This window comes from Pseudomonas sp. BN102, assembly GCF_029871245.1.
Taxonomy (GTDB): Bacteria; Pseudomonadota; Gammaproteobacteria; order Pseudomonadales; family Pseudomonadaceae; genus Metapseudomonas.
On record NZ_SSON01000057.1, the window covers coordinates 26,816 to 48,611 of the forward strand.

At 57.7% G+C, this 21,796-nt stretch carries 22 protein-coding genes and 1 pseudogene; 9 read left to right on the forward strand and 14 right to left on the reverse strand.

Going from position 1 to position 21,796, the window contains the following annotated elements; genetic code table 11:
- Positions 1-130 precede the first annotated feature (130 nt).
- Positions 131-796: a twin-arginine translocation pathway signal protein gene (locus E8F12_RS11185; protein WP_280325302.1), complete on the forward strand. Its 666-nt coding sequence runs from the start codon at positions 131-133 to the stop codon at positions 794-796.
- 105 nt (positions 797-901) lie between these two features.
- Here E8F12_RS11185 and E8F12_RS11190 read toward each other — a convergent pair whose 3' ends face one another.
- Together E8F12_RS11190 and E8F12_RS11195 are read right to left on the reverse strand one after the other, a co-directional pair.
- Positions 902-1,738: an alpha/beta hydrolase gene (locus tag E8F12_RS11190; protein WP_280325328.1), complete on the reverse strand. Its 837-nt coding sequence runs from the start codon at positions 1,736-1,738 to the stop codon at positions 902-904.
- Positions 1,739-1,973: 235 nt separating this feature from the next.
- Positions 1,974-2,762, reverse strand: coding sequence for a cysteine hydrolase (locus E8F12_RS11195; RefSeq protein ID WP_280325303.1), 789 nt, complete (start codon positions 2,760-2,762; stop codon positions 1,974-1,976).
- A 261-nt stretch (positions 2,763-3,023) separates the two neighbouring features.
- On the opposite strand from E8F12_RS11195, the gene E8F12_RS11200 reads away from it, so the two are divergent.
- Together E8F12_RS11200 and E8F12_RS11205 are read left to right on the forward strand one after the other, a co-directional pair.
- Complete coding sequence (locus E8F12_RS11200) at positions 3,024-4,007, forward strand: GlxA family transcriptional regulator (protein WP_280325304.1); 984 nt, start codon at positions 3,024-3,026, stop codon at positions 4,005-4,007.
- Between the two features lie 600 nt (positions 4,008-4,607).
- Positions 4,608-5,357: a hypothetical protein gene (locus E8F12_RS11205; RefSeq protein ID WP_280325305.1), complete on the forward strand. Its 750-nt coding sequence runs from the start codon at positions 4,608-4,610 to the stop codon at positions 5,355-5,357.
- A gap of 103 nt (positions 5,358-5,460) precedes the next feature.
- On the opposite strand, the gene E8F12_RS11210 is transcribed toward E8F12_RS11205, so the two are convergent.
- The 5 genes and pseudogenes from E8F12_RS11210 to E8F12_RS11230 all read right to left on the reverse strand — a co-directional run bounded on the left by E8F12_RS11210 (position 5,461) and on the right by E8F12_RS11230 (position 8,642).
- Entirely contained in the window at positions 5,461-5,970 is a 510-nt protein-coding gene (locus E8F12_RS11210) for a BRO family protein (protein ID WP_280325306.1), read from the reverse strand.
- Positions 5,971-6,400: 430 nt separating this feature from the next.
- On the reverse strand, positions 6,401-6,829 hold the full coding sequence (locus E8F12_RS11215) for a GNAT family N-acetyltransferase (RefSeq protein WP_280325307.1): 429 nt from the start codon (positions 6,827-6,829) through the stop codon (positions 6,401-6,403).
- Between the two features lie 113 nt (positions 6,830-6,942).
- A complete protein-coding gene (locus E8F12_RS11220; RefSeq protein WP_280325308.1) occupies positions 6,943-7,476 on the reverse strand; it encodes a transposase in 534 nt (177 codons plus the stop codon).
- Between the two features lie 351 nt (positions 7,477-7,827).
- Positions 7,828-8,122 (reverse strand): annotated as a pseudogene (locus tag E8F12_RS11225) (alcohol dehydrogenase catalytic domain-containing protein); the annotation flags it as partial.
- Between the two features lie 73 nt (positions 8,123-8,195).
- Positions 8,196-8,642 (reverse strand): hypothetical protein, encoded by a 447-nt coding sequence (locus tag E8F12_RS11230; RefSeq protein WP_280325309.1) that lies wholly within the window; start codon positions 8,640-8,642, stop codon positions 8,196-8,198.
- Positions 8,643-9,150: 508 nt separating this feature from the next.
- Between E8F12_RS11230 and E8F12_RS11235 the strand changes: the two genes are divergently transcribed.
- Positions 9,151-9,288, forward strand: coding sequence for a hypothetical protein (locus E8F12_RS11235; RefSeq protein WP_280325310.1), 138 nt, complete (start codon positions 9,151-9,153; stop codon positions 9,286-9,288).
- 1,076 nt (positions 9,289-10,364) lie between these two features.
- Here the strand turns inward: E8F12_RS11235 and E8F12_RS11240 are convergent.
- The gene (locus E8F12_RS11240; RefSeq protein ID WP_280325311.1) at positions 10,365-10,808 is read right to left on the reverse strand and encodes an NUDIX domain-containing protein; all 444 of its coding nucleotides are present in this window, start codon (positions 10,806-10,808) and stop codon (positions 10,365-10,367) included.
- 204 nt (positions 10,809-11,012) lie between these two features.
- A complete protein-coding gene (locus tag E8F12_RS11245; protein ID WP_280325312.1) occupies positions 11,013-11,795 on the reverse strand; it encodes an SDR family oxidoreductase in 783 nt (260 codons plus the stop codon).
- A gap of 310 nt (positions 11,796-12,105) precedes the next feature.
- Between E8F12_RS11245 and E8F12_RS11250 the strand changes: the two genes are divergently transcribed.
- The 5 genes from E8F12_RS11250 to E8F12_RS11270 all read left to right on the forward strand — a co-directional run bounded on the left by E8F12_RS11250 (position 12,106) and on the right by E8F12_RS11270 (position 17,037).
- Positions 12,106-12,891, forward strand: coding sequence for an enoyl-CoA hydratase-related protein (locus E8F12_RS11250; RefSeq protein ID WP_280325313.1), 786 nt, complete (start codon positions 12,106-12,108; stop codon positions 12,889-12,891).
- 124 nt (positions 12,892-13,015) lie between these two features.
- Complete coding sequence (locus tag E8F12_RS11255; RefSeq protein WP_280325314.1) at positions 13,016-13,900, forward strand: SDR family oxidoreductase; 885 nt, start codon at positions 13,016-13,018, stop codon at positions 13,898-13,900.
- A 179-nt stretch (positions 13,901-14,079) separates the two neighbouring features.
- Positions 14,080-15,267 (forward strand): acetyl-CoA C-acyltransferase family protein, encoded by a 1,188-nt coding sequence (locus E8F12_RS11260; RefSeq protein ID WP_280325315.1) that lies wholly within the window; start codon positions 14,080-14,082, stop codon positions 15,265-15,267.
- A 35-nt stretch (positions 15,268-15,302) separates the two neighbouring features.
- Positions 15,303-16,151, forward strand: a complete 849-nt coding sequence (locus tag E8F12_RS11265; protein WP_280325316.1) for a 3-hydroxybutyryl-CoA dehydrogenase — start codon at positions 15,303-15,305, stop codon at positions 16,149-16,151.
- A 223-nt stretch (positions 16,152-16,374) separates the two neighbouring features.
- Positions 16,375-17,037, forward strand: coding sequence for a TetR/AcrR family transcriptional regulator (locus tag E8F12_RS11270; RefSeq protein WP_280325317.1), 663 nt, complete (start codon positions 16,375-16,377; stop codon positions 17,035-17,037).
- Positions 17,038-17,274: 237 nt separating this feature from the next.
- Here E8F12_RS11270 and E8F12_RS11275 read toward each other — a convergent pair whose 3' ends face one another.
- From E8F12_RS11275 to camD, 5 genes are all read right to left on the reverse strand, one after another.
- On the reverse strand, positions 17,275-17,547 hold the full coding sequence (locus E8F12_RS11275) for a hypothetical protein (RefSeq protein ID WP_280325318.1): 273 nt from the start codon (positions 17,545-17,547) through the stop codon (positions 17,275-17,277).
- Positions 17,548-17,559: 12 nt separating this feature from the next.
- Positions 17,560-17,883, reverse strand: coding sequence for a 2Fe-2S iron-sulfur cluster-binding protein (locus tag E8F12_RS11280; RefSeq protein ID WP_280325319.1), 324 nt, complete (start codon positions 17,881-17,883; stop codon positions 17,560-17,562).
- A 64-nt stretch (positions 17,884-17,947) separates the two neighbouring features.
- A complete protein-coding gene (locus tag E8F12_RS11285) occupies positions 17,948-19,216 on the reverse strand; it encodes an FAD-dependent oxidoreductase (protein WP_280325320.1) in 1,269 nt (422 codons plus the stop codon).
- 19 nt (positions 19,217-19,235) lie between these two features.
- Positions 19,236-20,483, reverse strand: a complete 1,248-nt coding sequence (locus E8F12_RS11290) for a cytochrome P450 (protein WP_280325321.1) — start codon at positions 20,481-20,483, stop codon at positions 19,236-19,238.
- 25 nt (positions 20,484-20,508) lie between these two features.
- Positions 20,509-21,594, reverse strand: coding sequence for a 5-exo-hydroxycamphor dehydrogenase (gene camD, locus E8F12_RS11295; RefSeq protein ID WP_280325322.1), 1,086 nt, complete (start codon positions 21,592-21,594; stop codon positions 20,509-20,511).
- Positions 21,595-21,796: the final 202 nt, after the last annotated feature.

Genomic DNA, 21,796 nt, shown 5'->3' on the forward strand with positions numbered 1-21,796 from the left:
GGGCCGGCCTGACGGGATTCTGGCCAGTGCCTAGACTCATCAGGCACACGCCTCGTCGTCTTCGCTGACGGCGGGAAGTCTGGCGTGCCGTCATCACTACGACCGGGTCCTGTACCGGGGAGGGGCGGACGTGGACAAGCAGCGAATGAAGGAAGCATGCCTATCTCGACGTCATTTCCTGGGTGGAAGCGCAGTCCTCCTGGGAGGCGGCCTGTTGGCCGGGCGGGCCTTCGCTCAGCAGGGTTGCCCGCTTACTCAAGGCGACATTCTCGGTCCCTACTACCGGTTCGGCGCGCCATTCCTGTCGCGGCTGGCCGGGCCCGAGGAACCGGGCGAGCGCCTGGTAGTGACCGGCACCGTATTCAGTTCGGACTGCCGCACTCCGGTTCCGGGTGCCCTGGTCGAAATTTGGCAGGCCAACGGCGCCGGCCTCTACGACACCGAAACGCCGGGCAACTTCACCGACAAGGGCAAGTTCCGCCTACGCGGAATGCTCTACACCGATGAGCAGGGCAAGTACCGCATCGAGACCGTCATGCCGGGTCGCTACCCCGTCCCGCCAAACCTGCCCGGTCTGGAAAAGTACGGGGGGCTGATGCGCCCCGCGCATATTCATTTCCGTGTGATGGAGTCGCTCCACGTGCCCGTGACCCTGCAGCTCTACTTCAAGGGCGACCCTTTCATTGCCGGCGACCCCTGGGCGGCTGAACGAACCACCAACACCATCGAACTGCAGCAGGATGGTGAGCTGCGTCGTGGCGTGTTCGACATCGTGCTTGCCCGGGGTTTCCAGTGAGCTCGCCCTAGTGGGCGGCTAATCCATCACCTGGTTGCAGGCGTGCGGTGAGTAGTGCGGCCAGCCGTGGCCCGCCAGCAGGAGCAGGGCCATGACTGGTCCACGTTAGCCGCGAATGAACTTCAACAGTTCCTGATTGACCACTTCGGCGTGCGTCGCGCACATCCCGTGCGGGTACTTCTCGAACACTTTCAGGGTTCCATGCTTCAGCAGCTTGCTCGACAGCAGCGCGGAGTCGGCGATGGGAACGATCTGGTCGTCGTCACCGTGCATGACCAGGGTCGGTACGCTGATCGCCCGCAGGTCATCGGTGAAATCGGTCTCGGAGAAGGCCTTGATGCAGTCATAGTGGGCTTTTGCCGCGCCGGCCATGCCTTGCCGCCACCAGTTCTGGATCATGCCTTGCGAAACAACGGCGCCTGGGCGGTTGAAGCCGTAGAACGGGCCACTGGCAATATCCAGATAGAACTGCGCCCGGTTGGCGGCCAGTTGCTTTCGGAAGTCGTCGAAAACCTCGATGGGAAGGCCACCTGGATTGGCTGGGGTCTTCAGCATGATGGGCGGCACCGCGCCGATCAGAACCAGCTTGGCCACGCGCCGCTGAACCTGCCCATACCGGGCGACATAGCGCGTCGCCTCGCCGCCACCGGTCGAATGGCCAATATGCACGGTGTTGCGCAGATCCAGGTGCTGAACCAAGGCCGCGACGTCCGCAGCGTAGTGGTCCATGTCGTGGCCGTCGCTCACCTGAGCGGACCGGCCGTGACCGCGCCGATCGTGCGCGATGACGCGATAGCCCAGGCCAACGAAGAACAGGGCCTGGCTATCCCAGTCGTCACCGCTGAGCGGCCAGCCATGGTGGAACACGATCGGCTGGGCGTCCTTCGGCCCCCAGTCCTTGTAGAAGATCTCAACGCCATCCTGGGTGGTCACTGTGCTCATGGTCATGATTCCGCGGTCGATGGAAGGAGAATGGACGGACGAGAGTGCCGCGAAGGACGCCGGGGAAACGGCAGCCAGGGCCGCGGCACTCAAGCCGAACACCAGAAAATCTCGCCGATCCGGGCTGGCAGGCCCGAAGCTTTTGCTATTGCTCATGCGTGACTCCGCGTCAGGCAGCTAGTACGGGAGCCACAAGGGCTCCCGTGTCTGGTCGGTAGATTGGTCCTACCCATTGTCAGCGCCCTTCGAGCTTGTCCACGACCTCGTCGGTGGTCACCACATCGTTGGCGATGTAGCGGAAGTCGACCAGTGCGCTACCGTATCCGTCGCCGTCAGGAAGCTTCGGGCCGGCGACGGCGTCACGCACGACGACCACCTCGAAACCGCGCTCCAGGAACTCGCGAAGGTGCGATTCGACGCACAGGTTGGAGGCCATGCCGGCCAGGACGATCTTGTCGATTCGCTGCTTATGCAGCTGCAGCATCAGGTCGTTGCTTTGCGGGCCATACAACTTGTGCGGTGAGGCGACGATGGTCTTGCCGTCTTCGATGAAGGGCTTGAACTCCGGCATGAAGTCGGCGCCCGAGTTGCGGAATCCATCCAGGGTCAAGGCGCCCTTGCGATCGAAGAGGCCAAGCTTGTGCTGCACGGTTTCCGCCGGGGCCTCGTACTCCCATTTGTGATCGTGGGGATAGTAGTAGTGCGGCGAGATCGCGACGGTCGTTCCGGACTTCTTGAACGCCGCGAAAAGCCGGCGCAGATTCGGGACCAGCTTTTGTTCGGTAACGCTCTCACCGAAGACCGGCCAGCCCGCACCCTCTGGGCTCATGAAGTCGATCTGCGGGTCGATCACGACCAGAGCGGTTCGACTCAGATCCCATTCAAAGGTGGAGGCCGGGAGCGCGGGCTTGACCGGATCGGCATAGGGGTTCTCAGCGGCGAAGCCGATGCCGGGCGCCATCAGGATGGCGCCCAGCAAGGTGGCTTGGAGCATTCTCCTGGGATGGGTGCTGTTGAAGGTCATGTGCATGTCCTCGAAGTGGGGTGGTGCGTCTACGGTACGGCGAGGAGAACGTACGAATGGGACATATATCCTTGGATTTCGGCCGACAAGCGCAGCCAAGGTGAGTGAGGCGGGTGTGCCCGGATGGCCAGTCGACCGCTTCCCGGCGCATGGCCGGGACTCGCCATCAGGCAAGGGCCGAACCCCGTCGTCGCACCCGTTGACCTGCCAAACAGGAGGGGCGTCTAATGACGCTTCTGCCAGGCTCTTGGCGTTCAGGTCATGCCGCGTCACGTCTGTTTCTTGGTCTACTCGGGCTTCGTGTTGCTGGATCTGAGTGGCCCGCTCGAAGCCTTCTCCAACGCCAATCGTGCGCACCCTTCGGGCTATCGATTCACAGTCGCTTCGCTTGAGGGCGGACTGATCCTCACCTCGGGCGGACTGCAGGTCGCGACCGAACCATTGCAGGTTGTCGACCGCGTCGACACGCTCATCATCGTCGGCGCGCCAGCCGTTCCGATGGGTGACTTGATGATGCCGATGGCGGCTGCGATCCGGCACATGTCCTTGCGCTCTCGCCGTACCGCCAGCGTCTGTACTGGCGCCTTCGTGCTAGCCGAGAGTGGCCTGCTCGACGGTCGTGTCGCGACCACGCATTGGAACTACGCGCCGCAATTGCAAGCACGCTATCCGGCGCTGCGCGTGGACGGGGATCGAATCTGGACCGAGGATGAGAACGTATGGACGTCCGCAGGCATGTCGGCGGGCATCGACATGGCCCTGGCCATGATCGAGCAGGACCTGGGCAAGGAGGTGGCGCGCTTCGCCGCACGCATGCTGGTTGTCTACTATCGGCGACCAGGTGGCCAAGATCAGTTCTCGTCGCTGCTGGATTTCGACCCTGGCTCAGATCGCATCCGTACGGTGCTGAGTTATGCGCGCGATCATCTGCGTGATGATCTGACCGTTGAGCGCTTGGCGGACGTCGCGCATATGAGCGTACGCCAGTTTGGCCGCGTGTTCGCGGCATCCATCGGGGTGACGCCGGCGAAAGCTGTCGAGCGCCTTCGCATCGAGGCAGCGAGGCCGCTGGTTGAGGACGGGCATCAGACGTTCGAGGAGATCGCCAGGGGCGTCGGATTCGGCGATGCCGATCACATGCTGCGCTGCTTCGTCCGAGTCGTTGGGCGGACGCCACAAGAACTGCGCCGGAGCGCTCGCCAGGCCGACAGAGATGGCGGGTCGGGGAGAAAGGCAGATCAATAGCCAGCACTTGCAAAGGCACCAGGGCTTGATGATGCGGCTACTGATGAGCGTCCCTTTTGCCATCCGTTGGGTTGATGCCGAGCCGCGCCCCTAGGATGGATTGAGCCTGTGATACCCATCAGCTCGGTTGTGATGGGTATCGCTTCACTCGGTATTTCTCGTACGGGACCTGAGGGTTGTACGAAGCGCTGATGCATGGAAAGTCGTTCAGTCCACCGATGGCGTGAATGCACGACTCCATCAGCGATCTATCAGTCGTCGTCGGCACCGCGGTAACGCTTGTAGGGCAGAAGGTTCCAGGTCCGTGTCCGGAGCCTTTCCGCGCTGATGGTGCTGGGGATGTCATTGAGATTGGAGTAACAAAAATGTATCTGTCCCCCCTTTTGGAGTATGCGTGCCTTTTGGGTCCCGACTACTATCCGCCAGCTAGCCGACCAACTTTTCACCTGTGCAGGAGTCTTGATGCCCCGTTGTTACAGGCTTGGCGAGCCACGATGAACCTCGTTGCGCCGGAGGCTGGACGCTTGGGGAGCCGTCCGGATGGGCTGCATGGTTTTGCGCTGTAACCCGACATAACAACAAGAATTGAGGATATGGATCATGCAAAAGAAGTCGCTGCTGTTCCTGTTGTGCCTGATTTGCCCGCTGGTCTGGGGAGATGGACGAAGCGCCGGGAAGTTGAGTGAAATCCGCAGTCGCAGCCAATTGATGTGTGCCAGTGCGATGGTCTATTTCAATCCGGCCGAACGCACACCCGACCCGCGAGGTTTGAACGCTACCTTCGAGCACCTCAATATTATGGAAACCTACATGGTACAGCTGGGGCAGCCCGAGGCGTTGGTGCAGCCGCTGCGTGCCATGAAAGAAGTTTTCGAAACCCTCGATCGACTGCCTCCGGCCGAGCGCGAGCGTTACCCGGAGCTGATCCAGCAACTGCTCGGCCATCAGCAACAGCTGCAGCAGGCGGCCTCCACTGCTTATGCCAGTGCCGGGCCCGATCCGGCCGCCGCCGACCTGGAGGCGCAAAGCCAGGCCCTGGCCACGCTGTTGCTGGACTACCAGGTTCGTCTCTACCCGCTTCCGCAGAAGGGCGGCCTGACGCTGACGCCAGATCAGGCAAAGGAGCTCGACCAGACGATCGAGCAGCGTTTCGAGACGTTACTGGCGCGCCATGCCGAGCATGCCGAGGTGTTGTCGAAGGCCAGGGCCAGCTATCTGTTTGTACGTCCGCAACTGCAGCAGGTGGCGAGCGGTGGTAACGCTGGCAGCGGTGGTGCCGAGTTTTATCTCAATCGCGCCTCCGTCGATCTGGACGAGCTGGCGGTTGCGGTGCTGACACCCTCACCCTGAACCGGACATAGTTCGTAGGAAGGGTGGAGCTTGCGATACCCATCAACCACGATGCGATGGGTATCGCTCCGCTCGCGGAGCGCCGCCCGGCCCATCCTACGAACTAGCCGATCACATGCGGCGGCCTTTGCAACAGGCGCGGGCAATCGTCCAAAGGCAGCCATGCCTTGCCCTGCCAATGCAGCACCTCGATATCTCGTTCCTGCCACTGGATCACTTCGCGATAGGGGTGTTGGGCGTCGAAGCGCTCTTCTTCCCGCAGGCGCGGAATCACGTGCTGGGTGATCCACTGGCGGATGCAGCGGTTCTCCGGGTGGTAATAGAGGATCAGCACCGCATAGACGCCAGACTCACTGATCAGTAGTTCCCGCTGGAATTCTCCGTGGCTGTTACGCAGCCAGGCCGCTTGCAGTTGGTCCTCGTCCAGATTGCGCTGTGCCCGTTCATTGAGCGGTGCGTGATTCATTAGCCGCGCCAGGTCGCTCACGGCGAACCAGGGCTCGCCATCCAACAACAGGGCACGAAGCTGGCGGCGGTGGCGGGTGAAGAGGGCGGGGATCAGGACTTCAGCGTCAGGCTGAGGGTAGGGGTGAAACTGGGGGAAGTCGGGCATATCCATTACCTCTGATCGCTTCTTAGGGCGTGATTGGAGTCGGGAGCTAAGAAACCCACCAGAGACGGGCCGGACGTATTTCCCTTTCGGGTCTTGTATTAGCCCACTCCCGACAGAGCAGAGGATTTTGCGGGCGCGATTATGCCGCGAGCACAAAAAAGCCGCATAGCTGTCGGGTGCGGAGGACCGCTCTGGTTAGGGCGTTTCTTAGGCGCCGGGGACAGAGGCTATGGGCAGGGCAGGAGAGGGGCAATGCCGTTGGGGCGTGGGATTTGGCTGATTGATAGCAGGGAAGTGTGCGTAGGGTGGATGACGCTTTTTTCATCCACCAATCACCGCTCACAGCCTCGCTCCCCAAAACCCGTCCTCGCCGCCCCATTCACCCTTGCCGATCCACCCTACGTGAGACGGAGCGATAGGAGCATCCGGGCTACCGCGCTAATCGTTTCTGGAAAAAGAAGCGCTTATGCGTTGGGGGGAAGTCGTCGAGATGACCGAACTCCGTGAAACCATGTTTTTGGTAGAACTCTGGTGCTTGGAAATCAAAGGTATCTAGCCAGATTCCGACGCAGCCTTTTTCACGTGCAATGTCTTCCGCCATGTTCATCAGGCGTGAGCCTGTGCCTTGTCCCCTCGTTTGCTCAGGTATGGCGAGCAACTCGATGAATAACCAACGATAAAATATCTCACCATAAAGGCCACCAATGATTTCATTGGTGTGCTCATCGCGGACTAGCAGGGCTATCGTTTCTCGCTTTGGATCGCCCGCTTGCGAAAAGTTATGAGCCCGTAAAGGCCTGAGGATAGCCGAACGCTCATCTTCTCCTGGGTTTTCCGTCATTTCGATGCGAGTACTCATTCGCTAATCCTTTAGATATTTAAACCGATATGGATATGTTGAAGCCTTCAAGCTCAATACGTAGGGTGGATGACGCTCTTTTCATCCACCAAACAGAGCCAACCCTCGCTCGCTCACTCGCCCCAGCTTCCGGCATCGTTCTCCGATGTATTTCCCGCCCAATCCACCGGATAAATCCCATCCTGCACCGCTCGGTGAAAGCCCGAGTACGGCCAATCCCTCACGCACGACACATGACCATGCTTTACGGGGTTGAAATGGATGTAATCGAAATGCCGCTGGTAATCGCAGTCATCGCGGATCAGGTGTTCCCAATAGCGACGTTGCCAGATACCGCGTTCACCACGCCCACGCTGGGCATCGGTGCATGATTCAACATTCGCCAAACGTTTGGAAAAGGCAAACTTGATCGCCTTCCAGCGATTCGCATACGCCATGTCGCCGGGAGGCAGGGTCCAGAGGCAGTGCATGTGCTCGGGCAATACGACCCAGGCATCGATATGGAAGGGATGGCGTTGTTTGACCGAACCGACCACGTTGCGCAGCAGGTCGATTTCGCGCACCAGCAGGTCGTCACGACGGTCGCGCAGGTTGACGGTAAAGAAGTAAGTGCCGCCCGTCATCCGTGCGCGGCGGTAATTGGACATGACTCCTCCTGAGTCTTTGAGCCTGGTGCCCCGGAGGGTGGTGGATGAGAAGAGCGCCATCCACCCGTAGTTTTTCAACTGGTGCTGAAATCCCTTTCCAATAAAAACAGGTGCTTGTAAAAATACTTTTCACCGCGTGTTGAAATCCGCTTTCACGAGGTCTGAAATCAGGAAGGTGCGTTTTACCATGAGCCGAAATCTGCAGCAGCGATGTAAGTCTGTTCCGAGTTCCATAAGCAGCAATTTAGGCACTTGCGAGCCCGTGGCGTATGGCGCTATGGCAAGGCGTTGGTAAACAGCGGAATGGTGTACGGCGCTAGGTGCAGTCGGACCGTGGCGGTGTGGAGGTTAGGCATCGCCGGCACGTGCCGGGATAACAGTCAGGCACACCGGGTGTGATGTTCCTTGCAGGAACGGCAACGGCCGCAGGCTACGTTGAAGGGTACGGAAAGCAGGTCGCCGATCTTCAGGTTTTCCACGTCACGGCCCTTCTCGATCACCTCACGGTGATCTCGTGGCCGAGCGCCATGCCGACTTGAGCGGTGGTGCGGCCACGCACCATGTACTGGTCCGAGCCGCAGATGTTGGTGGACACCACCTTCAGGATGACCCCGTGCTCGATCTTGCGGCCACGCGGATCCTGCATTTTGGGATAGCCGCTCTTCTGGACTTCGACCTTGCCTGCGCCGAGATACGCCTCACACTGACGCGCTTAGTCTCTACGTGATATCGCCGCAAAATATCTCTCGATTCCCATCGGCAGGGCCGACGCGAAGCACGATCGAATAGCCACCGGTTCGAAGTGTGCTGAGTTCCACAGGAGCGCTTCTGGAAATGGTCCATCCGCGTTTGGCGTAAGCTTTGTCCGTCAGGACGTTCTGGTTTATCTCAAATTCTGGCGTCGTTTCTGGGCGCTGATTACAGGTGCCGGAGTAGATAAAGGTGTAGATGTGAACCGGCCTTGTTGTATCGCTTGGAACACCGCTGATGAAGATTGATATGGATGTGTCTTTTCCTGCCGATGCCAAGGTTGCCTGCCCAATCTGTCCAGCGTTGTGGATGCTGGGCGTTAACTGGATATTGGCCACCTGGCGGTCGTGGAGCGACGTACAGCCAGCCAGGCAAACGGCGATTGTTATCAGTTTAGAACAGTGTTTTCTATTCATGACTCGCCTCCCGCTCAATGAAGTGGCGATTCGGTGTCCGAGATTCCCTCCCTTGGGTTGTGCAGATGTCATCGCTAAGCGACCGGTAAGAGCGTGGCACTACCTTCCAGTAAAACCCTATTTTCGCTGGTTGTCGCGAATAGCTTTCCGACATATTCGGGGAACCTTGCCTGGCGCTAGTGAGCAAGGGCTGCTGGTCGTTCAATCTAATGCAGGAGCAGGTTGCAAGTGCTTGTTGCGGGCGCGTAGGAGCCGCGTGAGTGGCAGGGTGGGCAAGGTAATGAACATCATAAGGCGAAAGTCTTGAAGGTAAGCCAGAGTCGAGGCCTGACTAGCGACCTCCTTGTCGAGTTTCAGTAATCCCGCAGGAGCCCCGAGATTGTAGGCGCCCGCTTGTATGGCCTCCTGAAATTACTGATTGAAAGGGGGGTAGGTAGCTGGCACCTCCGACCGAACACAGTCCGATGTCGCTGGCGCAAAGGCCTGTCGCCTCCAGGAAAAGATCGAGTTGCTCAAGCAGCAGATACAGGCGCTCAAGGAGATGGAGCGGCAACTACGTGATGCATCGGACGGACAGGTCTCCCTGAACGATCCCGATGTACATTCTATGGCCACCAGCGGCAGAGGCACCGGCATGGTCGACTAAAATGTGCATACCGCGACCGATACCTGGCAACACCTCATCATTGCCCACGAAGTCTCCCATGTCGGCATGGCCACACGGTGCTAACCACGATTGCCGAACAAGGACGCGAAGCCGCCGGGGCTGAAAGGCTCACCGTCGTTGCTGATCGCGGTTACTTCAAGGGCCCCGGAATCCTGTCTTGGGCGAAGTCAGGTATTACGCCCTATGTGCCCAAACCCATGACCTTCGCAGCACGGCGGAAGGTCGCTGCGGTATGCGGAACTTCGTCTACCTCCCTGCTGATGACGAATACCGTTGTTCCGCCGACCAGGGCGATCAAGCGCTTTTCGACATTTGAGGTCAGTCTCACTGTGGATGTTTACAGGAGTCCGACGTGTCTGCACTGCCTGATGCTCAGCGATTGCACGTCCAGGAACTAGCGTCGACTCAAGCGCTGGCGGTACGAGGCGGTTTTCGATGTTATGCAACAGTGGCCGGATCGCTAGCCCGAATTGATGGGTGTGCGCCGCCAAGCGTTGAGCACCTGTCTGGCACGCTCAAGCATTGGATGGGTTAGACGCACTTCCTGACGAAAACAGTGCCAAGGGGGAGCACTGAGATGAGCCTCCATATACTGGAGCACACCCTCAACCGGCTGATGAGTATCTTTGGTATCAGCTGAGCGGTGGCCGTTCTACAGGCCTGAATGGGGCCTTTTCACGCACCTGGCAATCCCAGGACGTTATAATTCGCCTCACGGCCTGCCAAAAAACTCAGAGGCGCTTTGCTGAATTATTCCCCATCTGCTATCCAATCTAATGCTGTCTGTTGCTTTGGAATCAGAACTCCGCTGTTTTCACACGGCGCGACCTCCTGGGGCTTTTGAACATGGCATATAGCCCTGGCAAGTTCTTGATGGAGGTCACGCCAAGGACAGTTCATTTTCGAGCTTCCGTGAGCTTGGAACAAGGGAAAGCTAATAGGCCAGAGTCCATATACGACTTGGTTATTCATGTGTGGCAACGGCGTCAACAAGCAGGGCGATTACCTGTAACTAGCCAAGGCCACAGACTTCGGCTTGCGTTGGCCGTCATGCCTCAGGATGTTAGACCGCATGCATCCAGAATGTGTGCAAACCAGGAGACGGTGGATAGCTGATCCAGTTCTTGTGGTGCCAGCCAGACAGAGGCGTCATTTTCCCAGTTGAGTGTCAGTGTCCGAGTCCGGCTATGGAAATGAAAGGCGTAAACGCGCCAAGTGCGACCATCTTGCCCTAGCAGGTGCAACACGCTGCTACTGAGCAGTTTCAGGTGATGCTTTGAAATACCGGCCTCTTCTTCCACTTCGGTCAGGGCCTGAGACAGCGGCTCGTGATCGTGGTCGAGAAACCCGGTAATACAGTTCCAGCGCCCGACGTCACCTGTAACCATATTGCTCCGACGTAGCAGAGCTAGTTCCCCCTTATGGGAAAGAACGGCCGCAACAATCTCGCAGACGCTTTCGGAAGCTTGTAGTACAGCTGGTTCTCGTTGACTTCCCATGGTGTGCTCCATTAGTCAGCACAAGCGGTGGTGCGGGGGGAATGGCGTTGTAGTAATGATTAGCCTCAAATCGATGCTGGTCAACTTGTGTGTTGATTTATTCTGGTGCTCTCTGATTTGCCGGTCTGAAGCCTGTCCGAGGGCCGTTTGCGGTTGAAACCGAAGGTGAGGGCTCCAACCGGGTGGCTGGAGCCTTCGTGACGCCTAGCGTACGGCGATCAGGCCGCCGTCTACCGGGAACATCTGCCCGGTCATGAAGTGAGAGGCGTCGCTGGCGAGGAACACCATTACCGGGGCAAGATCCCTGTCGGAATCGCCGAATTTTCCGCCCAGCGGTATGTCGATCTTGGTGGCGGCATCATGGGCAGCAAGATCTTCCGGTGACAGTGCATTGCGGAAGTCCATGTACATCGGCGTGACCATGTAGGGCAGAACGGCGTTGATGCGGATGCCGTCAGGGCCCCATTGGCGGGCGACATTTCGTGTCCAGGTGTGAACCGCAGCTTTGCTGGCGGCATACAGAGCATTGTTGATTTCGCCAGTCAGACCCGATTCCGAACCGAAGTTGATGATATTGCCTGTGCCTTGATCCTTCATCAGCCGGTAGGCCACCGCATTGGTGTTTATGGTTCCAAGTACATTGATGCGGAATAGCATGTCGTACAGGTCTTCCGCTATGGCGTCCGGCGGGGAGTGGCGATGGACTCCCGCCACGTTGACCATGATATCCAAGCCTCCCATATCCTCAGCCGCTGTAGCAAAGGCGCTTTCCACTTCGGGGCGGTCGGCAATGTTGCAATGGTAGTAGCGGGATTTGCAGCCGGGATCGGCCTTGCCAGCTTCGGAAACCACCTGCTGTCCAAGCGTGTCGTTCATATCCATTGAAGCAACAGTTGCACCCGCGGCAATGTAGGCCCGCACCACGGACGCACCAATACCTTGTGCGCCGCCGGTTACGATGATTCTTTTACCTTCTAGCTGTTTCATGTTGCCTTCCTGTTCTCTGTCTTATTGATCGAAGGGCTGTGTACCTAAGCCTAAGGTTGTGTAAGGAGTCGTGCCGAACCTACCGACCATTTCGGAAATGGCCGTGCCAGGTTGCTGCGCAGCGCTGGCGCTTTAAAGGATGGTGCTATAAGAATGCGCTGGTCAACATGTTTGTTGAATTTTTGCTGAAATGATCAACGCGATCGTTGACTTGGTGGTGTTGGTGATGCAACCATGAGTTGAACTTAACCGCAGGTCGGGCGGGCGCTCGGGCCTGGCTTCCTTTGATCAACTCAGGTTCCGCTGCCATATGACGCTTACAAATACGCAGTCAGCTGATGCGCCGGCCCTTCTGGAGATCGCTGGGGCGATTGCCATCATCACGCTCAACCGTCCCGGCTCGTTCAATGCAATAGATGTAGATATGGCGGTATGCCTGGAGCAGCTGGCCTTGACTGTCGAGCTAAACCACAGCGTCCGGGTACTGGTCATTCGCGGTGCAGGTAAGGCGTTCTGTGCCGGCGGTGATGTCAATCTGTTTCTCTCCCATATCGACGACTTAGCACTGCCGATTAGTAAGTTGCTGGCGCATTTCAACCGCTTTCTTTTGGTGCTGCGGCGCATGGACAAGCTGGTGCTGACCAGTGTGCATGGTGCGGTCGCCGGTGCCGGATTTTCCATGGCCTTCATGGGGGACTTCTGCATTGCTGCGGCCAATGCCCGTTTTCGTCCCGCTTATGCGCAGATCGGGGTTTCACCTGACGGCGGCGGCACGATCGGTCTGGTGCAGGCTCTAGGGGCACGACGCGCCCTGCAGATATTTCTGGACGAGCCGGAGTTGAGCGCTGATGGGGTCAGTCAACTCGGCTTGTTGTCCAGGGTGGTCGAGCTAGCCGAGTTGGAAGCCAAAACCCGTGAATACGCTGAGCGCCTGGCTGAACTGAGCCCGACAGCAGCGTCCGGCACAAAACGTCTGGTCTGGCAATCGGCGTCAGTTTCGTTGGAGCAACAGCTGGAGGCCGAGGCGCAATCCATCATCGCCTGCATGGCTACCCGCGAGTTTAGAGAGCTGCTGGAAGGCTTGCGGCGTCGCTAAGGCTGAGTTGATCCGCTCGATCTTCGGAGGGGGCAGGTTCAAATTAGAAATCAACTCTTGTGTTTATTTTGGCGGTTATATGCAAGAGTATTCCTAAGATGCACAAATACAAGAAGGGGGTAGCATGTCGAGATTGCAGGGCAAGGTAGCAATCGTCACCGGCGGCGCGCGGGGTATTGGCAAGTGCATTGTCGAGACCTTTGTTGCCGGAGGTGCGAAGGTGGTGGTCGGTGACATCAATGATCAGGCTGCCGAACTCGAATCGCAGCTTGGCGCGGAGGTGGTTGCCTTCAAGCGCACGGATGTGACCAGCGATGTCGAGATTGAGGCGTTGGTTGCCTATGCAGTTGAACGCTTCGGACGCCTGGACATCATGGTTAACAACGCCGGTGCCCTCGGCGATCAGACCGCGCTGATCGACCTTGATGCAGACGGTTTTACCAAAACGGTAACCCTGCTGCTTCGCTCCGCGGCGCTTGGTCACAAGCATGCTGCGCGTCAGATGATTGCCCAAGGGCAGGGCGGTAGTATCGTTTCGATTTCCAGTATTGCCGGTATCCAAGCCGGCTGGTCATCGGTTTCCTACGATGCCGCTAAAGCCGCAGTACTGCACCTGGCGCGTTCAGCTTCCTATGAATTGGCGCCCAAGCAAATCAGATCTAACGTGGTCGCGCCAGGTCTAATCCTGACGCCAATTATTGGTACCGCCTGCGATGTGGCCCCCGAGCATTACGCGGCCTTCACGGAAAGTCTTGAGGAGCCTTACGGCAAGCTAATCCCGCTGGGCCGGGCCGGCAAACCGAAGGATATTGCTGACGCGGTACTGTTCTTTGCCTCCGATGAGTCTGCGCATGTTACCGGCCAGTCCATTGCCGTAGACGGAGGTTTAACCTCCATAACTGGCTTTGATATCGGCAGTGTAGTGGCGCAGGCGGTTGAGAGTTTCAACGTGCGGATCGGTAATACCGAGAGCGGCAAGGTCGGCTGGCTTCCGAACAGGAATGGTTGACATACACGGGAAACTAGAACTTTTGGTAATTATCCTGAAGCTCTTTCTTCCGGTTTAGTTGGTGGCAACGCTCCTTTTTGGGCCGCTGGCAGATAGTGTCAGTCAGGCCCTTTTTTTTGAAATAAGGGACGGCAATGTCGCCAACGCGACTATCAATTTACTGAATAGGCTGGTTACACATGACACAGCGTCAGGTATTTGTGGTGGGGGCTGCACGCACCGCGATTGGCAGTTTTGGTGGTTCCCTGAAGGATCTACCGCTTTCCGCTCTGGCTACCGTAGCAGTACGGGCGGCAATTGAGCGTGCCGGCATCGAGCCTGGGCAGGTCGGGCACGTGGTTATGGGGAATGTGGTCCCCACCGAGCCAAAGGACGCCTACCTGAGCCGTGTTGCTGCCATCGATGCCGGTGTGCCGCAGGAGACTCCAGCGTTCAATGTCAATCGCCTGTGCGGCTCCGCTCTACAGGCCATCGTATCCGCCGCGCAGGCGATTCTGCTAGGCGACACGGATATTGCCATCGGTGCCGGCGCGGAAAGCATGAGCCGCGGTCCGTTCATCTTGGGCAATCTGCGCTGGGGCGCGCGGCTCGGCAATACCGACGCCATTGATTACATGAACGGCATTCTGCATGACCCTTGGAAGCGCATTCACATGGGGGTCACCGCCGAGAATGTGGCTGTCCGTTATCGAATTGACCGTGACGCGCAAGATGAACTGGCGGTTGAAAGTCAGCGCCGCGCTGCCCGGGCAATTTCCAAGGGCTATTTCGACGAGCAGATCGTGCCGGTCGAACTCAAGACCCGAAAGGGCACCAGCCAGTTCAGCCGCGACGAAAATGTCCGCGCCGAGGTGACCATCGAGCAGCTGTCAGCCATGAAGCCGATTTTTGTCAAAGAGAATGGCACGGTTACCGCAGGAAATGCCTCCAGTCTGAACGACGGTGCCGCGGCGTTAGTACTCATGGAGGGCAAGGCAGTAGAGAAGCTTGGCCTGACCCCCCTGGCCCGCTTAGTTGGCTATGCCTATGCCGGTGTCGATCCGGATTACATGGGGATCGGTCCAGTGCCGGCGGTTCGCCAGGTGCTGGAGAAGACTGGCATCAAGCTCGACCAGATTGATGTGATTGAGGCTAACGAAGCCTTTGCCGCTCAGGCCTGTGCGGTGATCAAGGAGTTGGGGTTGAATCCGGAGATTGTGAACCCCAATGGTTCGGGTATTTCTCTCGGGCACCCGGTCGGTGCCACCGGTGGAATTATTTCCATCAAAGCCATTTATGAGCTGCAACGCACGGGTGGGCGTTATGCCTTGGCCACCATGTGCATCGGCGGCGGGCAGGGTATTGCCGCCATATATGAGCGTTTGTAATAGGTAGCATTTTTTATAGAGGTTGGACGACAGTTATGCGGATCAGCAAGGTTGGTGTTGTCGGAGCCGGTACCATGGGTAACGGTATTGCACAGGTATGTGCCACTGCGGGGCTCAGCGTGGTCATGCTGGACATTGATCAGCAGTCACTGGAGCGAGGCCTCCATACTCTTTCGGGCAGTCTTGAGCGCTTAGTGCACAAAGAAAAGCTGTCGCCGACTGAGCGCGAATTTGCTCTGCAGCGCATCAAGAGCACCACCGATTACACCGATCTCGCGGATGTAGATCTGGTGATTGAAGCTGCCTCCGAGGTGGAAAAGGTCAAGCTGGCCATCATTCAGGCCCTAGACAAAACGGTGCGTAAGGACGCGATTATTGCCAGCAATACGTCATCCATGTCCATCACCAAATTGGCAGCGGCCAGTAGCGCGCCGAACCGTTTCATAGGTATGCACTTTTTCAACCCAGTGCCGGTCATGCTACTAGTCGAACTTATTCGCGGGCTGCAGACCGATGATGCCACCCATGAGGCTGCTGAGCAGTTTGTAGAAAATATCAAAAAGACTGCGATCTCGGTGAAGAACAGCGCTGGCTTTGCCGTGAATCGGATTCTGGTACCGATGATAAATGAGGCGGTATTCGTTCTGCAGGAAGGGATCGCCAGTGCCAGGGGGATCGATGAGGGCATGCGCCTGGGCTGCAACCATGTAATCGGGCCGTTGGCGCTGGCAGACCTGATCGGCCTGGATACCCTGTTGTCGGTGATGGAAGTGTTTTATAGCAGTTTCAATGACTCCAAGTACCGCCCCGCACCGCTTTTGCGTGAGATGGTCGAAGCCGGCCATTTGGGGCGCAAGAGCGGCCAGGGCTTTTACAGCTATTGAGCCTGCCTAAAGACCTTGTATGGACGATAGGCCGGCCTGTGCCAGGTTGGACGCCGGTTCGGCAGGATGTAGTTCGCTCAGGCGCCACAGCATGTGGCTTTGGCGCCGTCCGGTGGCCATATCTTCTTCTTTACGCATGCGTTGACAAACGTTAGCATTGGTTGATTGAAAAGTGATCAAATCAATTGGTTCACTATATTTGATTTAAGGAAGAACCTACGCCATGGCTAATCCATTACCTCCGAGTAGCAATATATCCCGGCGTCGCAAGTCGGCTTTGAATGACGGGGGAGCCAAGTACAAGGCCAAGAGAGATGAGTTGATTCGCCTTGCAGCTGATGTTTTCAAGGAAAAGGGGTATCAGACAACGACCCTCAATGACATCGCTAATTATGCTGGTATGGATCGCGCCAGCGTCTATTATTACGTCGGCAACAAGGAAGAATTCTTCCGTGAGGCAGTTAAGGGTGGTGTTGAGCAGAACGCCAGGAATGTCGAAAAGATGCTCGCCCGCGAGGATATCGATACCGAGGAAAAGCTCAGGCAGTTGGTACAGCTACTGATGCAGTCATACAGCGATAGCTATCCTTATATGTATCTCTATATTCAGGAAGAGATGCACAAGATCGCTGATGCTAAGACTCCTTGGGCGCAGGAAATGCACGAAAAAACCAAGGGCTTCGAGCATGCGGTGCTGGCTCTGATCAAGCAGGGCGTGGCCGAGGGCAGCTTTCGGGATGACATCCCCGCTAGCCTGGCAGCCAACACCATCTTCGGCATGCTGAACTGGACGTATCGCTGGTACACCCCCAAGAGCAAGTTCTCGGCCGAGGAAGTGGCGAATGCCTTTTGCAAGATATTCTTTACAGGCATGCAGAAGGCCTGACCTGTCATCCGTATAAAGTTAGCGGGTTCACGAGCTGAACTTGGTCATGGTGTCGGGAGTAGCAATTGTCAGATTCATGATCTGCCATGTCAGATATCCCGGTCCGCTGTTCTGTGGCTGTAGCCGTCAGGGGAGAGCATTTCGACCCCAGGTCATGAAACTGCTCGATACACGGTGCCAGTACTCTTCTCTCGCCCCACCCGCTGGCACTTTCTCGTTGATATCGTGCGTTTTTCGTCATCCTTCCGTGCAAAGGCCGTTAAGCATGAAGCGCACCCTCGACCCTCTTTGCAGGGCAATCAATGGATGCGGCCATAAGTTCTGCCCGTGCAGGAACTGATCGAGGCGAGCGAAGCCTTTGCCTTGCAGGCGTTGGCGTCCAGGCGCGAGCAGAGCACCGCAATAAGGTGCACGCCAAGGCCTGCGACCTTGTGCATCGGCGGCGATCAGGGCGTAATTGAAGGGGCTGCCGGACAGCAGCCCGTTCTGCAGACCTTGGTGGTTGTCCATCAATACCGCGAGTCACCATTGCTTGTCGGGTATATCCACCACGATGCCGTCCAGGTCTGAGGTCATGAAGATCTGGCAGCAGAGCCTGCTGTTCGGCCTGACTTCGGCCGCCGCACAACTCAGCATGCCGGTTTCCCGCTCGCTGGGAGTCGGTACCTTGTCCTTGAAGGTATTATCAACATACACATGGCATGTTGCGCAGCTGGCGCTACCGCCGCAATCGCCGACAATATCGTAGATACCATTGGAGACTGCAGCCTGCATAAGACTTACTCCGTCAGCGACATCCAACTCGCGACGCGTTCCATCATGTGACACATACACTACTTTAGGCATTTGTTTGTCCTCACACTCTTGGGGAAAAACGGTCATCTATTGCGGGTACCGGTCGCGGGTAAATTCAGGCACTATTCAATTCAGCGTTGGCTGCCGCGATTATTTCTTTCAACGACACGCTTTCGTCATCCAGTAGGTTTGGTTCAACCGGAAGTCGATCCGTGATGATCTGCTTTGACAGGTTGAATTCCACCGGGCGGTTCACCGTATCAACCGCCAGCACTCGGTCCCCCTGCAGGTAGAAAACGCTGAAGTTGGGCTGCTCCAAAGAGCCACGAATAATGATCCGATCATATCCCTCGGACAGCCCGACCATTTTCAGTCCGACTTCATACTGGTCGGACCAGAACCAGGGGGCAGCCTCGCTGCGCGGTGGCTTGCCGCAGACGATGGCGGCAACTTTCCGCGCCTGCTCCAATGCATTGGGCACCGACTCGATACGTACCCAGCGACCATAGATCCTGCTGTGAAACTGGGCGCAGTCGCCGATTGCCATGATCACGGGATCAGAGGTCTGCATCTGCTCGTTGACCACGATGCCGTTATCGACCTGCAGTCCGGCCGCACTGGCCAGCTCACAGTTCGGGACCAGGCCAATCCCGGCGACCACCAGATCTGCTGCCAGTCGTGTGCCGTCCTCGCATAGTACGGCGGTCACTTTTTGCTGGTCGGCTGACATCTCAAATCCGCATACCTGCGTGCTGGTTCGTATGTCAACGCCAGCTTCACGGTGCAGGCGTTCGTAAAAGGCCGATACCGGCGGGGCGGTAACCCGCGCGAGAACACGGTCTGTTGTGTCGAGCAGGGTGACCTGCACGTTCGCCTTGATGGCGGTTGCAGCCACTTCAAGGCCGACATAGCCGCCGCCAATCACCACCAAGCGATTGCCGGGGATCAGCTGTTGGCGGATACACTCGGCATCCTCAAGTGTGCGTAGGTATCGAAAATTGGCCGCTTTGCCGGCTGCGCCATTAGCTACCGGTAGCAGCCTCGGACGTCCGCCGGTAGCCAACACCAATCGTTCGTAGTCCAGTACTTGGCCATCCGACAGACTGACCTGCCGTCGGCCGCGGGTGATGGCCGTTACCTTTGTGCCGCTGAGCAATTGGATGTTCTGCGCCGCGTAGGCATCCGGGGTTCTCAGGTACAGGCTTTCCGGTGTGGCCCTGCCAGCCAGATAGGCTTTGGACAAGGGCGGCAGATGATGGGGAAGAACCTCTGCATCCCCCACCAGCCAGATATTGCCTTCCCAGCCATTGGCGCGAAGACCAAAAGCAGCCTCAACCCCTGCGTGGCCGGCACCGACGATGACCAGATTTTTGTTTGCGTTCACTGCACGCACCTCCACGTGTTTATACCGCTTTGGTCGCCGCCGGATCCCAGACCAGCGGAAGTGCATGCACGCCGCTGACAATGCCACTCTGGTGGCGCACTTGAGCGCCAGGGGCAATGGCAAAGTCAGGAATCCTGGCTAGCCATTCCTGCAAGGTGGTGACGATTTCGCGGCGGGCTAGGTGTTGGCCCAGGCACAGATGACTGCCGTGACCAAACGTTGTATGCGATACCTTCTGGCGGCCAAAGTCGACGTGCATCGGGCACGCGTTTTCACGCTCATCCAGTCCCGACAGTAGTTGCGGCAGTAGGATCTGATCGCCCTTCTTTAGTAGCACGCCATGGAACTCAAGGTCGGACTTGAGAATTCGGCCATCAGCTACTAGCGAAAAGCGCCGGAGCAATTCCTCGGTGGCAGCCGGAATGCGCTCTGGATGCTCGATCAACTCTTTGCGGTGCTCTGGACTTTTGGCCAGAAACTCCATGCTGAAGCTGAGGAAATTGACTACGGTATCCAAGCCACCAACCAGCAGCAGACCACACATTTTCTTGGCTTCGTCGCTGGTGATTGGGCGCCCCTTGACCTGGCCATTGGCGATTACGCTTATGGCGTCAGTGCCTGGCTTAAGTTTGCGCTCTGCGATAATTGGTATCAGATACTCATAGAGCGCGTCTCTGGCTTCAGCAAAGGTCATGCTGCCATCCGGGCGAGTCATCTGATCCGAGAGGTATTTCAGATGCGGAATGTCTTTATCCGGCAGCCCCGCGAGCAGCATGAAGATCCGAATCGGGAAGGGCTCGGCAAAATCTTCGGTAAAGTTGCAGTGACCCTGAAGGCGAATGTTGTCGATCAGTGAGCACGCCAGCTCCCTGATGTGACCTTCCATTTTATCCACTACCGGCATGCCAACCACGCTGCTGGCTAGGGCACGGAACTGGCGCTGCTCCGGCGGATCCATCGAAGTCGGAATGAAGTCGTAGGCCTCGCCCGCTTCGCGGGGAATGAACGGACACTCGCTCGAAAAGTGTGCGGGATCTTCGAAGGCCTCACGGATCAATCGTCCCCGGGTGGCAATCCAGTGCCCGCCATTGCATCGAGTCCATACAATATTCGGTACATTCGGTCCCTGCAGACTCGCCCAGGCTTTCTGCACGCCTTCCGATATGTTCGGTGGGTTGTACATGTCGAAGTCAAACACCAGGTGCTCAGGTACATGGGGCGGCAGGGGCGCAAGATTGGCATTGCTCTGTATGGCTTCAGTACTCATTTTTGTTCTCCGGAAAAGGGGGCGGCTAGAGCGTCGGATCGATCACGGGCTTGATCAGTGCACCTGTCTTGACCAGTTCAAGCGCCTTGTTGGCATCGTTGATGGAAAAGCGCTGCGTGATCAGGTCGGCCAACGGATAGCGGCCCTGCATCCGGGCGGCAAAGTGCATCGCCTGATAGAAGTGCTTGGGCTTGGCGAAGGTAGCCCCGGAAACATGCATGTTCTTGATGGTCAGGTCGCGGGGGGCGATGGGTTGGGTACCGATCGCGCCCCACAGGCCGAGAATGATGTAGCGACCATGGTTGCCGGTCAGATCCACGCCCTCGGGAAATGCCGGCAGGGCGCCGGCCGCTTCCACCACCACGCTGGCGCCACGCTTGCCGAAGCGATCGCTGACAATACGTTGGCGTTCTTCCCGCGTTGTGTCCTTGAGCGAAATGGTCTCGGTCGCGCCGAGGCTACGGGCCATTTCGAGGCGAACCGGCGAGTGGTCAATGGCAATGATATCCTTGGCACCCGATGCTGCAGCAACCAGCACGGCTGCGAGTCCGACCGGGCCAGCACCTTGAACGACGACAGTATCATCCAGGCCGACGGGGCCACAGCGATCATAGCCGCGCAGCACAGTTGGCAGGGCGCAGCCGAGTGCGGCCAGTGCTTCCGGCTGGGCATGATCGGGCAGGCGGTAGAAGGCCATACCATTGGGCAGACAGGCAAAATCGGCGTAACTGCCCCAGTTGGGCTTTTCCGCATGCTCAAAAAAGGTTGAGTTGTCGCAGGGGGTTTCATCCAACACAGTGCAGCTGTGGCAGCGATGGCACAGGGCGATGGGCGCCCAGTACACCATGTCACCCTGCTTGACTGGAACGCCTGCATAATCCGTGGTGACGCCGGCCCCGAGTTTTTCGATGCGGCCCACACCCTCGTGGCCGAGAATGATCGGGAAGGGCATAGTGCCTGCTTCTCCGGAAACTATGTGCACATCACTGCCGCACACGCCACCGAGAACCACGCGTACCAGCGCTCCACCTGGTGCAGGATCAAAAACCGGAACCTCCCATGTCTCGACCCGGTTTTGTTCGACCATCACAGCTGCTCTTGCATATTGCATTCTCACACCTCGTTTTTATTGTGTTTTGGGGCTGGACCAGTGAAGCCGTCCCGCTGTGCTCAACGGCACAGGTTGAGTCGTATATCGGTGATATAGTGAATATATTGACGGTAGAGTCAGTGGTCAACATGCGCGGTGAAAAATATTCAACCTGCGTGTTGATGTGCGGTTTTGACTTGTGATTCATGCTGGTATTGTGCGG